Genomic DNA, 14,626 nt, shown 5'->3' with positions numbered 1-14,626 from the left:
GGGCCTAGAATGGCCGAATGGCACTCTTCCGTTCCCCCGACTCGTTCCCGGGCCGCGCTGCAGCCGGCTCTCGCAGCGGCGCCCCTGTTCCGCGGCGCGTCGTCGTCGCCGGAGTGGCCAGCGCGTCCGCGCTGTTCCTGGCCTCCTGCGCGGGAAAGGGCGACGACGCGTCCCCGCGGGCCTCGACGCCCGCCGCGAGCCCCTCCACGAGCGGCACGGCCGCCGCGCTCAAGGCGACGGTGACGCCCGCCGACGGCTCCACTGAGGTCAACCCGGTCGACGGCGTCACCGTGACCGCCTCCCAGGGCCGCCTCACGGCCGTCACCGTGAAGAACGCCGCAGGCAAGGCCGTCAAGGGCGCGCTCGCGGCGGACGGCTCCTCGTGGAAGAGCGCCGAGCGCCTCGCGTTCGACGAGCAGTACACGGTCGCCTACGCTGGCGCGAGCGAGTCCGAGGGCGCCACCTCGACGTTCTCGACGACGACCCCGCCGAACCAGATGGACGCCTTCGCGTACCCGCCGAAGGGCTCGACCGTGGGCATCGCGCAGCCCGTCCAGATCACGTTCTCCGAGCCGGTGACGAACAAGAAGGACGTCGAGAAGGCCATCACGATCACGTCCTCCTCGGGGCAGAAGGGCCGCTTCTACTGGCTCTCGGACAAGGTGGTCCGGTACCGCCCCGAGGCGTTCTGGGCCCCGAACTCGACGATCACGGTGGACTTCAAGATGTTCGGCGTGGACGTCGGCGGCGGGATGATCGGCAACTTCGACGCGACCCACGCCTTCCAGACGCACAACGACCGCCACGCGGTGGTCAGCGACAAAGACCTCATGCTGCGCGTCTACATCGACGGCAAGCACGTCAGGACGTTCCCGACGACGCTCGGCAACGAGCGCTGGCCCAGCGCGGACGGAATCTTCCCGATCATGGAGCAGGCCCGCAAGACGATGTTCCGTGCCGAGTCCATCGGCCTCAAGCCGGGGGACCAGGACTACTACGAGCCGTTCGAGTACGAGTACACGTCGCGGCTCACCTCGACGGGCGTGTTCGTCCACAAGGTCCTTGACTCGGCCCTGCCCGCGCTCGGCAGGGACCGCATCTCGCACGGATGCGTGAGCCTGGCCGAGGACGGGGCCAAGTTCATCTACGAGAACTTCACGATCGGTGACTACATCGAGGTCCGGGACACCGGCAACGGCACCGCCTCCATGGACAAGGGCTTCATGGACTGGAACGTGCCGTGGAAGGAGTACGGGGTCTGATGCTGCGCAGGCTCGCCGCGGCCCTCGCCGCCCTTCTCTTCCCCGCCGCGGCCCTGGGCCTCGGCGTCCGCGCGGCCATGAGCCACACCTTCCTCGCGTTCGAGTACGCGAGGCCCGGCTTCCCGGAGGACCCCTTCGGGTTCTCCGAGGCTGACCGGCTGCTCTACGGCTCGTACGGCCTGGAATACATCGCCAACGACGCGGATGAGCGGTACCTGTCCGGGCTCCGCCTGCCCGGGGGCGGCGCCGCGTTCCGGCCCGAAGAGGTCAGCCACATGGCTGACGTCAAGGCTGTGCTCGGCACGGGCCTCGACCTCACGCTCCTCGCTGCCTGCGTGATCGTCCTCATTCTGCTGCTGCTCCGCCGGACCCCGGCGCTCGCCCGCGGCGCACTGCGCGGCGGCGCGATCCTGACGCTCGGTCTCATGGCCGCGCTCGCGGTCAGCGCCGTCCTCGGCTTCGAGCGCTTCTTCGCGTGGGTCCACTCCCTGTTCTTCAAGGACGGGACGTGGATGTTCTCCACGCGGGACACGCTCATCCGCGTCTACCCCGAGCAGTTCTGGATGGACGCGGGCATTCTCATCGCCCTCGTCACCGTGGGCCTCTGCCTCGCGGCGCTCGTCACCGCCGGTAGAGGGACTCGATCTCGTCGGCGAAATCCGTGAGGACCACGGAGCGGCGCAGCTTGAGGGACGGCGTGAGACGCCCCGAGCCCTCGTCGAACGGCTCCGTGGTCAGCACGAACCGGCGAACGCCCTCCGCGCGGGAGACGAGCTCGTTCGCGTAGTCCACCTGGGTCTGGACGGCCGCCCGGACCTCCTCGCTCGTCACGGCCTCCTCGGGGGAGATCGTGCGGCCCAGCTCCGCCTTTGACCACCGGGGGAGCGCCTCGGCGTCCAGCGCGATGATGGCGGAGACGAACGGCCGCCCCTCCCCGATGAGCACGGCCTGGTCCACGAGGTCGTGCTCCCGGATGCGCTCCTCGAGCGGCGTGGGGGCCACATTCTTGCCGCCGGCCGTGACGATGAGCTCCTTCTTGCGGCCCGTGATGGTCAGGTAGCCGTCCTCGTCGAGGCGCCCCATGTCCCCGGTGGCGAACCACCCGTCCCGGAACGACTGGCGGGTGGCCTCCTCGTTGTTGCGGTACCCGCTGAAAATGCCGACGCCACGGGCGAGGACCTCGCCGTCCTCCGCGATGCGCAGCGTCGTGCCGGGCATGGGCAGGCCCACGGTGCCGATCCGCGGCTCGCGGACCGGGTTGACGGTCAGCGGCGCCGTGGACTCGGTCAGGCCGTAGCCCTCGAGGATGACGATGCCGGCTCCGTCGAAGAAGTGGGACAAGGACGGGGCAAGGGGGCTCGCCCCCGAGACCGTGTACTTGACGAGGCCGCCGAAGACGTCCCGGATCCGGCGGTAGACCAGGCGGTCGAACACTGCGTGCTTGGCCCGCAGGAGCGGACCCGGCCTCTCGGCCCGGGAGTAGTCGATGGCCGTCTTCGCGGCCGCGTCGAAGATGCGCCCCTTGCCGCCGGACTGGGCCTGGGAGCGGGCCTGCGCGTAGATCTTCTCGAAGACGCGGGGGACGGCGAGGAGGAAGGTCGGGCGGAAGGCGGCCATGTCGTCGACGAGACCGGCCGCGCCCGTGGCGTGGAGGAGCGTGATGCCGCGCTCAATGCACACGAGCTGCACGCAGCGCGCCAGGACGTGGGCCAGCGGCAGGAACATGATGGTCCGGGCGTCCGGGGCCTTGAGGAACTCCGGGAGGAACTCGACCGCGTTGACGGAGACCACCGCGAAGCTGCGGTGGGTGATCTCGCAGCCCTTGGGCTGACCGGTGGTGCCGGACGTGTAGACGACCGTCGCCACGTCGTCCAGGGTGCGGGAGCTGCGGGCGGCCTCGAGCTCGGCGTCTGTGACGCCCTCCCCGCGGCGGGCAAGGTCCGCCAGGCCGTCGTCGGACAAGAGGATGATCTGCGGGGGCTCGGCGCTGTTGACGCGAGCCGCCTGGCGCAGGACCTCGGCCTTCTGCTCGTTCTCCGCGAACGCGACCCGAATCTCCGAGTCAGAGAGGATCCACGCCGTCTGGTGCGCGCTCGACGTCTCATAGATGGGCACCGTGACGGCGCCGGCGAAGAAGATGGCGAAGTCCGCGACGGTCCACTCGATGCGCGTCGAGGACATGACGGCGACGCTCTGCCCGGGCGTCACGCCGAGGGCCATGAGCCCCTTGGCCGCAGCAGTCACCCTGCCCAGGAAATCCTCAGCCGTGATGTCCGAGTACCCGTCCGCCGTCTTGCGGACGAACAGCACGCGGGAGGGGTCGACAGCGTGCCTGCTGAGGAGGAGATCGGAGATGTTCGATTCGTCTGGGAGGTCCGCCGCGAGGGGCGTGGTGCTGTCCATCACGGGCTCAAGTCTAGCGATTCGCCGCACAGCAGGGCCCGGCAGGGACAGCCTCGATCCAGGAGTGCAGGGACAGCCTAGATCCAGGAGTCGAACCACATGCGCAGGCGCCACTGCTCGTACGGGATGGCCTGACCCGTCCAGATGGGCCAGAACCACGCGCTCAGGGCCGCAGCGACGCAGACGAACCCCGCGATGCACCAGGCCACGACGGCCCGGCTCCGGGGCGTGCGCGCGCTCGAGAGCGCGAGCGCCAGGGCGTAGACAAGGCACAGGATGAGCCACGGCTCGAAGCTCACGGAGTAGAACGTGAACATCGTCCGGCTCGGGAACGCGAACCACGGGCCCAGGCCCGCCAGGACGCCCGCGAGCGCCGCGCCCGCTCGCCCGTCCCGCCGGAGAAGCCAGGCGGCCGTGACAACGATGAGACTGAGCGCCCCCGCCCACCAGATGAGCGGATTGCCGAGGTCCGTGATGGCGGAAGAGCACTTCGCGGCCGCGCAGCCGGCGGTCCCCGCGGCGGACTCCTCGTAGAAGAACGAGGTCGGGCGCCCCTGGAACAGCCACGTGACGGCCTGGGCCTCGTACGGGTGGTCTGCGTCGAGCTCGTTGTGGAACGTGTAGGCGCTCGCGTGGTAGTGGGCCAGAGACGCCGCCCAGTCCGGCAGCCACGCCGGGTGCGCGTGCTCCTCGCCCCACGTGCGGAAGTACCCGCCCCGCGTGGCGATCCACCCGGCCCACGTGGCCACGTAGACGGGGGCGGCGACGACGACGGTCTGCCACAGGGCCGTGCCCGCGTCCGCCACCGCGTTCCAGACCGGCCGCGAGCCGCCCGCCCGCCGGCGGCGCGCCACGTCCCAGAGCCACGTCATGAGGCCGAACACCGCCACGAACGCGAGGGCGGACCACTTGACGCCGAGCGCCAGCCCCAGGCTCACCCCCGCGAGGAGGCGCCAGCCGCGGACAGGAACGAGCGGACGGCGGGGGGAGGTGCTGCCGAAGGCGGCGTCGTCGGCCGCATCCCGGTCCCGGACCAGGAAGAAGAACGCGAGCAGGAGGAAGAACGTGAGGAAGATGTCCAGGAGGGCCGCCCGCGACATGACGAGGTGCATCCCGTCCACCGCGAGGAGGAAGCCGGCCACCGCGCCCCACAGGTTGCTGCGCAGCAGGCGCCGGGCAGTGAAGGCGAGCAGGGGAACAGTCAGGGTGCCGACGACGGCTGGCGCGATCCGCCACCCCACCGCATGCTCCATGCCGAACGCGCCGAGGCCCAGCGCAATGAGCCACTTGCCGAGCGGCGGGTGGACCACGTACGAGCCGGACGCGCCCATGCCCGCCGTGGACCCCGCGAGCCACTGCTTGTCCGCGTCCGGGCCCCACGAGCGCTCGAACCCGGAGCTGAGCAGCGCCCACGCGTCCTTGGCGTAGTAGGTCTCGTCGAAGATCAGCGCGTGCGGAGAGTTCAGACCGGTCAGGCGCAGAGCCGCCGCCAGCGCCGTCACGAGGGCGAAGACGACAGCCCAGAGGGGCGACAGGCGCGGCAGCGGTTTCACCTCACCATCGTAGGCACAGGTCGTGTGACTAGGGTTGGGGGGAGACGAACTGAAAGAAGAGCCTCCATGAGCCCAGACACCGCGAGCGCGGGACGAATCGTCCTCGCCGGCACCCCGATCGGCAACCTCGGGGACGCCTCCCCCCGCCTCTCAGAGATCCTCCAAGGAGCGGACGTCATCGCGGCGGAGGACACCCGCACGTTCCAGCGGCTCCAGTCCGCGCTGGGGCTGGACATCACCGCCCGCGTCCTGGCCCACCACGAGCACAACGAGGAGACGTCCGCGGCGGGCCTCGTGGACCTCGCTGAGGCTGGCGCGGAGGTGGTGCTCGTGACGGACGCCGGGATGCCCGCCGTCTCGGACCCCGGGTACCGGCTCGTGCGCCTGGCCGCCGAGCGGGGCGTGACCGTCACGTGCGTGCCCGGGCCGAGCGCCGCCATCACGGCGCTCGCGGTCTCGGGGATCGCCTCGGACCGCTTCGCATTCGAGGGCTTCCTGCCCCGCAAGACGGGGGAGCGGCGCTCGCGGCTCAGCGACCTCTCGGGGGAGTCCCGGACGCTCGTCTTCTTCGAGGCGCCGCACCGAATCGACGACATGCTCGAAGACCTGGCCCTGGCGTTCGGCCCCTCCCGCCCGGCCGCCGTGTGCCGGGAGATGACGAAGCACTACGAGCAGGTGCTGCGCGGCACCCTCGCGGACTTGGCCGAGCGGGCCACGGCGGAGCAGCTGCGCGGCGAGATCGTCGTCGTCGTTGAGGGCGCGCCGGAGCGGGGCGAGGAGGTCGGAGGCGACATGCTGGCCGACGTCGAGCGCCTCGTGGCCGGGGGCCACCGCCTCAAGGACGCGTGCGCCGTGGTGGCTGAGCGGCACCGCCTGCCCAAGCGGGAGGTCTACCAGGCGGTCCTCGCGTCCCGCGGCACGCCGTAGGCGCGCGCTGGCGAGTAGCGTTGGCGGAATGAACGCTGACGCCCTTGCCCCTCTGACTACCGGATTCTTCGCGGGCCTGGGCCTCATCGTGGCCATCGGCGCGCAGAACGCGTACGTGCTGCGGCAGGGCATTCGGCGCGAGCACGTGTGGGTGGTCGTCGCGATCTGCGCCGGGGCGGACCTGGCGCTCATCGCCCTGGGGGCTGCGAGCATCGGGGCCGTGTCGTCCTTGGCCCCGTGGGTGCTCGTGGCGCTGCGGTGGGGTGGTGCGGCGTACCTCGTGTGGTTCGCGTTCACGTCCTTCCGCTCGGCGGTGCGGGGCTCGGACGGGCTGGCGGCCGAGGCGCCGCGCAGTGCCGGCTCCGTGGCGCTCACGGCGCTCGCCCTGACCCTGCTCAACCCTCACGTCTACCTGGACACGGTCCTGACGCTGGGCACCGTGGTCAACCGGTTCGGCGAGCACACGTGGGTGGCGGCGGCGGGGGCCATGGCGGCGAGCCTGCTGTGGTTCCCCGCGCTGGGCTTCGGTGCCAGGGCGCTCGCGCCGGTCTTCGCGCGTCCGGGCGTCTGGCGGGCGGTTGACGCGGGCGTGGGCGTCGTCATGCTCGCCATAGCGGTCCTCCTCGTGGTGGGGTAGGGCGGCTGCCCGTTGGGTCGGGGTGCGCGGGCGTCCGCGCTGTGAGCGGCCGACGACGGTGCTGGCGCGGTGCGAGCGCACAGCGGCCGGGGCACGCTGTTGTGTGACGGACCTGGCACGCAGGGCCGAGAGGGCATAGTCTCAGGACGACACCTGTCTGTGAGGACCGCCCGGCGAGGCGGCCCGCCTGAGCGAAGGAGCCGCTGGCATGAGCGAGACGACGTCCGCCGAGAAGACCCTGCTCGAATCCGTCCCCACGAAGCTGCTCATCGGCGGGTCCTGGGTTGACGGATCCGAGGGCGAGACCATCGACGTGGAGGACCCGGCGACCGGCGAGGTCCTCCTGACCATCGCCTCGGCGTCCCCGAAGGACGGCCAGGCCGCGCTCGACGCCGCCTGCTCAGTCCAGGAGAGCTGGGCCCGCACGGCCCCCCGCGAGCGCGCCGAGATCCTGCGCAAGGCGTTCGACCTGCTCCAGGAGAGGGCCGACGACTTCGCCCTCCTCATGACGCTCGAGATGGGCAAGCCGCTTGCCGAGGCCCGCGGCGAGGTGGCCTACGGCGGCGAGTTCCTCCGATGGTTCTCCGAGGAGGCCGCGCGCATCTCCGGCCGGTATGCGACCGCCCCCGACGGCAAGACGCGCCTCATGGTGGCCAAGCGCCCCGTGGGACCGTGCCTGCTCATCACGCCGTGGAACTTCCCGCTGGCGATGGCGACGCGCAAGATCGCCCCCGCCATCGCGGCGGGCTGCACGATGGTGCTCAAGCCCGCGACGCTGACACCGCTCACCTCCCTCCTCTTCGCCGACCTCCTCCGCGAGGCTGGGCTTCCGGACGGCGTCCTCAACGTCATCACGACGAAGAGCGCGTCCAAGGTCACGGGCCCGCTGCTTGAGGACTCCCGGCTGCGCAAGCTCTCCTTCACCGGCTCGACCGAGGTGGGTCAGGGGCTCATCGCCGCCTCGGCCAAGAGGGTCCTGCGCACGTCGATGGAGCTCGGCGGCAACGCGCCGTTCCTCGTCTTCGAGGACGCGGACCTGGACAAGGCTGTCGAGGGCGCCCTGCTCGCCAAGATGCGCAACATGGGCGAGGCCTGCACGGCCGCCAACCGGTTCATCGTCCACGAGAGCGTCGCCGACGAGTTCTCGGAGAAGTTCGCGAAGAAGCTCGCGTCCCTCACCCCGGCGCGCGGGACCGAGGAGAAGTCCACCCTTGGCCCGCTCATCGACGCCGACTCGCGCGAGAAGGTCAAGGAGCTCGTCGAGGACGCTGTGTCCCGGGGCGCGAACGTCGTCACGGGCGGCAAGCCCGTCGACGGCCCCGGCTACTTCTTCGAGCCCACGCTCCTCAGCGGCGTGCCGGCCGAGGCCCGGGTCCTCTCCGAGGAGATCTTCGGCCCCGTGGCGCCCGTCATCACCTTCTCCACCGAGGAGGAGGCCGTGAACCTCGCCAACGCCGCCGACTACGGGCTCGTCTGCTACGCCTTCACGAAGGACCTCAACCGCGCCCTGCGAATGGGGGAGCGGCTCGAGACCGGCATGCTCGGCATCAATGCCGGCGTGGTCTCCAACCCGGCCGCGCCGTTCGGCGGCGTGAAGATGTCCGGCATCGGCCGCGAGGGCGGCTTCGAGGGCATCGAGGAGTACCTCAGCACGCAGTACATCGGGTTCTCGGACCCGTGGGCTGACGAGGCGCGCGCGTAGCACCCCTTTCGCGGCCGCCCCGCGCGCGTATGCCCCGCGCGCGGCCGCCCCGCGCGTGTATGCCCCCTTGTTTGGCGTTTGCCACCGGCAATGTCGGTGGCAAACGCTATTCCGCGCTGGGGGTCAGGCTGGTTGTGAGTCACTCCGGCTCGCAACCAGCCCACAGACAAGGACCCCTCACCATGCGTGCGCGCTACACCGCCGAGGAAAAACGAGCAGCCATCCTGGCCTACCACCAAGTTCCTTACGGAAGGAAAGGGGCTTGGCTCCGCGAGCAGCCCTTCTCTCGCCATCAGCTAACCTCGTGGCGTTCCGCGTACTTCGAAGGCGATCTTGACCGCGGCCTGATCCCCCGAGACACTGCCTCTATGCCTTCAAATCCCGCACGTCTTCCCCACCTGGAGAAGCTCCTTGCCGCCCGAGAGCAAGAAATCCAAGACCTGAAAGACCAACACGCCGCGCAGATCGCGCAGCTGCGAGAAGAAGCACAAGCCCACCGCACCGTGAGTGAAGCGCTGGGAAAAGCTATCGGGATGATGCACACGATGAGCGAGCATTCATCCGATCCCACCCCGAGGACCAACGCTCCCTCGACTTTCTACAGCGCGAACACGACCTCGTCGACACCATCTGTGCCCAGCCCGGATACTCCCTGCGAGGAACCCTGAGCCTTTTAGGCATTGCCCGCTCCACCTGGCACTACCGGCAGAAGCCGCGCGCGAAAGTCCCCTCCCCAACACCCCAAGCAGACCGGGTGCAGCCCGCCGCGCTCAGCCCCCAGGAACGAGAGGAAATCGCTGGGGCCATCACACAGGGCTGGGCTGAAGGGAGCAGCGTGAGCGACACGTTCGCCAAGCACTGGTCCCAGGGGCGCATGCTCGGCTCGTTGAGCACGTGGTCGAGGATCGCGCGCACCCTGCCCCGCGGCAACCGCCCCGTCGTGCGGTCCAAGCGGGCCCGCCGGGCCCCGGTGAAAGCGCCAGTGGTGTTCGCCTCGGCGGCGAATCAGGCCTGGTGCTGGGACATCACACTGCTGCCAGGCCCGTACGTCGGACAGCACTTCCACGCCTACAGCGTCATGGACCTGTACTCGCGCAAGATCGTCGGGTTCGCGGTTCACGACAGCGAGCAGGACGTTCTGGCCCGGGACGTGTTCCTGGAGGCCATCACCACAGCCGGCGGAGTCATTCCGGATGTGGTCCATTCGGATTCAGGCTCGGCGATGCGCTCGAATCTTCTGACAGGGTTCCTCACGGGCCTGGGAGTCCGGATGAGTTTCAATCGCCCGCGAGTGAGCAACGACAACGCGTTCAAGGAATCCGAGTTCCGCACGATGAAATACCGTCCCGGCGCTCCGGCTGTGTTCACGGACTTGGAGCATGCCCGAGAGTTCGTTACCGCGCATGTGAATTGGTACAACAGGGAGCATTACCACCGTGGCATCGGGTACTTCACTCCGGACGAGGTGTATTCCGGGGCATGGAAGCGCTCCCATCAGGCGCGAGAGAAGACGCTGCGCTCGTACGCGAAGACGCACCCCTCCCGCTTCCGGGGTGGGGTCCCGGTCGTTGTGAGGCAGCCCGGGTGGGCTGGGATCAATACCCCATGCCCTGAACTGGCCCGACACTGACTCCACACAGGTTGACAACCACCGCCGAGGGGCAAACGGGCCGGCGGCGCGGGGGCGGCGGGGGAGCGCGGCCGCTAAGCTCGAGAACATGTGCACCTCAGCGATTCCCTGTGCCTACCGGCCCCAGGATGCCCCGGACCCTGAGACCCTCACCGCGAAGGAGCTCAAGGCCCGGCGGCGCCGCGAGTACCCGCCGGCGCCCGAGCCGCTGCCGCGCCCCGTCGTCGACAATCACACGCACCTCAACCTCCGGCCGGGCCTGCCCCCTGTGACGCCCGCGGAGGCCATGGACGCGGCAGAGGCCGTGGGGGTGACCCGAGCGGTCCAGGTCGCCTTCGACCTCGAGTCGGCACGTTTCACGCGCGACGTCGTCGAGACCGAGCCCCGCCTCCTCGGCGCCGTGGCCATCCACCCCAACGACGCCGCAGAGCTCGGCGCGGCGGGCACGCTGCATGCGGCCCTTGAGGAGATCGCCCGCATCGCGGACCACCCCCGGATCCGCGCACTCGGCGAGACCGGCATGGACCGCTTCCGCACTGGCCCCGAGGGGATCGGGTGGCAAGAGGAGTCCTTCCGCGCCCACCTGGAGATCGCCGAGCGGCTCGGCAAGGCCGTCCAGATCCACGACCGAGACGCGCACGACGACGTCGTCCGCATCCTCGAGGACGTCCGCCCCGAGATCCCCATCGTCTTCCACTGCTTCTCGGGTGGCCCTGACCTCGCGCGCCTGTGCAACGAGCGGGGGTGGCGGATGTCCTTCTCCGGCACGGTGACGTTCGCCAACTCCACCGAGCTTCAGGCCGCCCTGCGCATCGCGCGCCCCGAGCTCATCCTCACGGAGACTGACCAGCCGTACCTCACGCCGCACCCCTACCGCGGCCAGCCCAACGCCACGTACATGACGCCCGTGACCGTCCGCTTCATCGCCGAGACGCTGGGGATGGACTTGGCCGAGTTCTGCGACCTGTCCGTGGCCAACACCGAGGCCGTCTACGGGCAGTGGTGATGCTTTCTCCGTCACATTTGCCTGTGAATGGCCTGCTTTGGTTGTGGCATGTTCCGCGGTCTGGGAGAATTGATGACGAGCGGACAACCGTAGGAGAGAAGCGCTTTTCACTGCTTCTGATCGCTGGGCACCGCACATGAGACACACACGAGTGCGCCGCCGCCGCTCGACGACGACAACCGCCAGGAGACAGCCTGTGTCCCAGGGATTCTCTCAGCCTCTGCGAGTGCTCGTGCCCTTCGCTCAGTTGGACGAGCACGAGCAGATCAACCCCAACATTCAGGCTGCGAACCCCGTAGACCGGTACTTCGAATGCATGAAGGTCGCGTTCGCCTCCGTCAAGCGGGTCTCGCCTGACGCCGAGCTGGTGTTCATCTCCAATGCGCCCTTGCCGGAGCGGCACCGCACGGACTTCGAGGCGCTGGGGGTGGCGAGTGAGGTCATCCCCTTCCTGCACAAAGCTCCCCAGGGCTTCCTGCCCTCATTCCAGGCCTCGGTCTTCGTTCTCGACGTCGTCGCGGGGCTCGACGAGCGCCCTTGCATTCTCCTCGACCCGGACGTCGTCGTCATCCGCCCGCTCGAGGAGCTCGTCGAGGAACTCGGCGGGCAGTGCGGGGCGTACGCCCTGAAGATGCCGGCACGGCACATGTACAACGGGGTATCCCGGTTAACGTCGGCGGAGGCCCACGCGCGGATTGACGGAGACCGCACCCTGCCGTGGTACTACGGCGGGGAGATGTACGTCTTCCAGGGCCCGTCCGTGCGCGCCATCCAGGCCCGTGCGGAGAGGGCGTGGGAGACGGCCCTCGCAGAGTTCGAGGCCGGGCGCACGGACTACCTGCGCACGGAGGAGCACATCATGAACTACGCGCTCCACCGTCAGGACGTCGCGAGCCTCGACCACCGCGTCCGGCGCATCTGGACCGCCCACTCCATGCGGGGGGTCAGGGCCGACGACGGCGACCTCACGGTGTGGCATCTGCCTGCCGAGAAGTCGGGGGGGTTCTCCCGTGTGGCGGTGGCCGTGGGTAAGAGGGACAGCTGGTTCTGGACGGTGAGCCTCCCCGAGTGGCGCAGCCGCCTCTCCGAAGAATTCGTCCTTGGGCGGAGGACCCCGCTCCGCCTTGCGCTCGACCTGGCCGGGCACGGCAGGCGGCTGTGGAGGCAGCGGAGGGTTCCGCCGTTCGAGCAGCTTCACGACCACACCTGATACTCCATCCCGGCGGGGGCTCGACGGTCACAGTCGTCTCTTCTAGAATGAGATGACCCTGTCCGGCGCCGTCGTGCCTGGCAGGCTCACAGGCACCGCCAGTATGCGAGTCTTCACCGGGAGGTGAGCGGAACATGACAGAGTCCCCATCCCCTCACGCCCAGCCGGCCTGGCTTTCCCGCCGGGCCATCCCGCAGGCCCTCGTCATCGTGGCGCTCGTCGCCGGGACCGTCGCCTATCTTCCCGTCGGCAGAAGCTCCACCATCGCCGCTGCGGGATCATCGGCGCTCCGGGCCCAGGAGCAGACCGTCACGGTGATCGTCAACGGCGAGACCAAGACCGTGCGCACCTCCTCCCTGACGGTGGGCCACCTTCTCGACGAGCTCGGCTACGCCGGGCATGCCGTGCCGAACGTCCCGGAGGACACAAGCCTGGACCGTCTCACGGGGCCGCTCGTCGTGGACCTGGCCCGGGAGGTCACCATTGTCTCCGGCAACAAGTCTTTCCAGGTGTTCACGCGCGTGGCCACCGTCCGGGAGCTTCTCGAGCGGACCGGGCTGGATCTCAACGAGCCGCTCGCCGCGGTCAACGGGGTCCTGCCGTCCTCGCTCATCCATGACGGCATGATCATCTATGTGCAGAAGCTTCAGCTGCCTCTCACCGTCAAGGAGGATGAGCAGATCCCGTACATGTCGGAGCAGTATGTGGATCCCAACATGGCCTCGGGCACGCGCCGCGTCATGCGCGCCGGCAGCCCGGGCCAGCGGGTGCGGGTCTACCGCGTGGAGGCCTCCAAGGACGGAAGCCTCCAGCGAGTCCTCGTCTCAACCACCATCTCCCGCAGGCCCGTCGCGGAGCAAGTGGCCATCGGCCCCGTTCAGTCGGGCGGGACGCACCCAACGCTGGCCGAGTCGCACTCGTCATACCCCACCCTCCAGGCCGGGAGTGTGCCGCCGTCTTCCGCGCCGTCCGTGTCGCCCTCGCCGTTCTACACGCCGTGGGCCCAGCCGGCCCCCGCCGCGCCTCAGCCCGCATGGACGCCGGCACCCGCGCCCCTGCCGACCCTGCCCGCTCCCGTGGGCACGCCCCAGGTGCCGTCCCCGACGCAGACACCGCCCACCACGCCGCCGTCGCGTCCCACCACGGACCCGACCACTCCGCCCGCGACGCAGTCGCCGGAGCCGTCCCGGGAGCCCACGCCGAGCCCGAGCTCACTCCAGCCGACCCCCACGACGGCGCCGAGCTCGGAGCCTTCGCGTAGCCCGAGCGAAAGCGGGTCAGGGGCAAGCCCGTCCAGCACGGGCACCCCTTCGGCCGATCCCCGCCTCTCGTCCCTGCCGAACACGGGCACCGAGAGCGGCAGCACGCAGGCCACAGCGGAGGCCGCCGAGCCGTCCCCGTAGGATGGACGGGTGAATCCCTCCACGCGTCCCCTCCTCTCAGCTGCCGACATCCGCGCCCTCGCCGCGGAACTCGACGTGCGCCCCACGAAGACGCTGGGGCAGAACTTCGTCATCGATCCGAACACCATTCGCCGCATCGTTGACAAGGCCGAGCTCTCGCCGGAAGAGACCGTCGTCGAGGTCGGCCCCGGGCTGGGCTCCCTGACGCTTGGCCTGCTGGACGCGGCCACGCGCGTCGTCGCCGTGGAGATTGACCCGGTGCTGGCCTCCCGCCTGGCCCGCACGGCCGAGGAGCGCAGGCCGGAGCGTGCCGCGGACCTGTCCGTCGTGCTCTCGGACGCGATGGCCGTGACGGAGCTGCCGTGGGAGCCGAGCGCTCTCGTCGCCAACCTGCCGTACAACGTGGCCGTCCCCGTCCTCCTGACCATGCTTGAGCGCTTTCCCGGGATCAGGCACGGCCTCGTCATGGTCCAGGACGAGGTCGCGGACCGCCTCGCCGCCCGCCCCGGAGGGCGCATCTACGGGGTACCGAGCGTCAAGGCCGCGTGGTACGCGGAGGTGACCAAAGCCGGCGTGATCGGGACCAACGTGTTCTGGCCCGCGCCGAAGATCCACTCGGGCCTCGTGCGCTTCGTGCGCCGCGAGCCCCCCGCCACGTCGGCGAGCCGGGAAGAGGTCTTCGCTGTCATCGACGCCGCCTTCGCCCAGCGCCGCAAGACCCTGCGGGCTGCGCTCGCGGGCTGGGCCGGGTCCGGTGTGCTCGCAGAGCAGGCTCTCCGGGCAGCGGGTGTGGACCCGTCCCGCCGCGGCGAGACGCTGACCATAGAGGAGTTCGCGGCCATCGCGGAGAACCGTCTCACGGACGGGCCGGGCGGCCGGGGTGCGCCCGCGAC

The 14,626-nt window shown here is 69.9% G+C and carries 12 protein-coding genes and 1 pseudogene; 11 read left to right on the top strand and 2 right to left on the bottom strand.

The window, feature by feature from the left end; translation table 11 throughout:
• Positions 1-17: 17 nt before the first annotated feature.
• Both J2S35_RS02850 and J2S35_RS02845 read left to right on the top strand, forming a co-directional pair.
• Positions 18-1,262 carry an Ig-like domain-containing protein gene (locus tag J2S35_RS02850; protein ID WP_309849592.1) on the top strand — a complete coding sequence of 415 codons (1,245 nt, stop codon included), beginning with the start codon at positions 18-20 and terminating at the stop codon, positions 1,260-1,262.
• Complete coding sequence (locus tag J2S35_RS02845) at positions 1,262-1,927, top strand: TIGR01906 family membrane protein (RefSeq protein ID WP_309849588.1); 666 nt, start codon at positions 1,262-1,264, stop codon at positions 1,925-1,927. The genes J2S35_RS02850 and J2S35_RS02845 overlap by 1 nt, the downstream gene beginning before the upstream one ends.
• Here the strand turns inward: J2S35_RS02845 and J2S35_RS02840 are convergent.
• Both J2S35_RS02840 and J2S35_RS02835 read right to left on the bottom strand, forming a co-directional pair.
• A complete protein-coding gene (locus J2S35_RS02840) occupies positions 1,884-3,665 on the bottom strand; it encodes an AMP-dependent synthetase/ligase (protein WP_309853001.1) in 1,782 nt (593 codons plus the stop codon). The two genes, J2S35_RS02845 and J2S35_RS02840, sit on opposite strands and share 44 nt — an antisense overlap.
• A gap of 77 nt (positions 3,666-3,742) precedes the next feature.
• The gene (locus tag J2S35_RS02835) at positions 3,743-5,218 is read right to left on the bottom strand and encodes a dolichyl-phosphate-mannose--protein mannosyltransferase (protein ID WP_309849584.1); all 1,476 of its coding nucleotides are present in this window, start codon (positions 5,216-5,218) and stop codon (positions 3,743-3,745) included.
• A gap of 66 nt (positions 5,219-5,284) precedes the next feature.
• Here J2S35_RS02835 and rsmI point away from each other — a divergent pair, with 66 nt between their 5' ends.
• The 9 genes and pseudogenes from rsmI to rsmA all read left to right on the top strand — a co-directional run.
• On the top strand, positions 5,285-6,145 hold the full coding sequence (gene rsmI / locus J2S35_RS02830; protein ID WP_309849583.1) for a 16S rRNA (cytidine(1402)-2'-O)-methyltransferase: 861 nt from the start codon (positions 5,285-5,287) through the stop codon (positions 6,143-6,145).
• A gap of 28 nt (positions 6,146-6,173) precedes the next feature.
• Positions 6,174-6,782: a LysE/ArgO family amino acid transporter gene (locus J2S35_RS02825; protein ID WP_309849580.1), complete on the top strand. Its 609-nt coding sequence runs from the start codon at positions 6,174-6,176 to the stop codon at positions 6,780-6,782.
• Positions 6,783-6,990: 208 nt separating this feature from the next.
• Positions 6,991-8,484 carry an NAD-dependent succinate-semialdehyde dehydrogenase gene (locus J2S35_RS02820; protein WP_309849578.1) on the top strand — a complete coding sequence of 498 codons (1,494 nt, stop codon included), beginning with the start codon at positions 6,991-6,993 and terminating at the stop codon, positions 8,482-8,484.
• Positions 8,485-8,666: 182 nt separating this feature from the next.
• Positions 8,667-9,152: a hypothetical protein gene (locus tag J2S35_RS02815; protein WP_309849395.1), complete on the top strand. Its 486-nt coding sequence runs from the start codon at positions 8,667-8,669 to the stop codon at positions 9,150-9,152.
• A gap of 167 nt (positions 9,153-9,319) precedes the next feature.
• Positions 9,320-10,114: a DDE-type integrase/transposase/recombinase gene (locus J2S35_RS02810; RefSeq protein WP_309849397.1), complete on the top strand. Its 795-nt coding sequence runs from the start codon at positions 9,320-9,322 to the stop codon at positions 10,112-10,114.
• 88 nt (positions 10,115-10,202) lie between these two features.
• Positions 10,203-11,120, top strand: coding sequence for a TatD family hydrolase (locus J2S35_RS02805; RefSeq protein WP_309849577.1), 918 nt, complete (start codon positions 10,203-10,205; stop codon positions 11,118-11,120).
• Between the two features lie 136 nt (positions 11,121-11,256).
• Positions 11,257-12,330: a hypothetical protein gene (locus J2S35_RS02800; RefSeq protein ID WP_309849575.1), complete on the top strand. Its 1,074-nt coding sequence runs from the start codon at positions 11,257-11,259 to the stop codon at positions 12,328-12,330.
• A 134-nt stretch (positions 12,331-12,464) separates the two neighbouring features.
• Complete coding sequence (locus tag J2S35_RS02795) at positions 12,465-13,733, top strand: G5 domain-containing protein (protein ID WP_309849573.1); 1,269 nt, start codon at positions 12,465-12,467, stop codon at positions 13,731-13,733.
• A gap of 9 nt (positions 13,734-13,742) precedes the next feature.
• Positions 13,743-14,588 (top strand): annotated as a pseudogene (gene rsmA, locus J2S35_RS02790) (16S rRNA (adenine(1518)-N(6)/adenine(1519)-N(6))-dimethyltransferase RsmA); the annotation flags it as partial.
• Between the last annotated feature and the right edge of the window lie 38 nt (positions 14,589-14,626).

This window comes from Falsarthrobacter nasiphocae, assembly GCF_031456275.1.
In the GTDB taxonomy this organism is placed as follows: Bacteria; Actinomycetota; Actinomycetes; order Actinomycetales; family Micrococcaceae; genus Falsarthrobacter; species Falsarthrobacter nasiphocae.
This window is presented reverse-complemented; position numbering and strand designations above follow the sequence as displayed.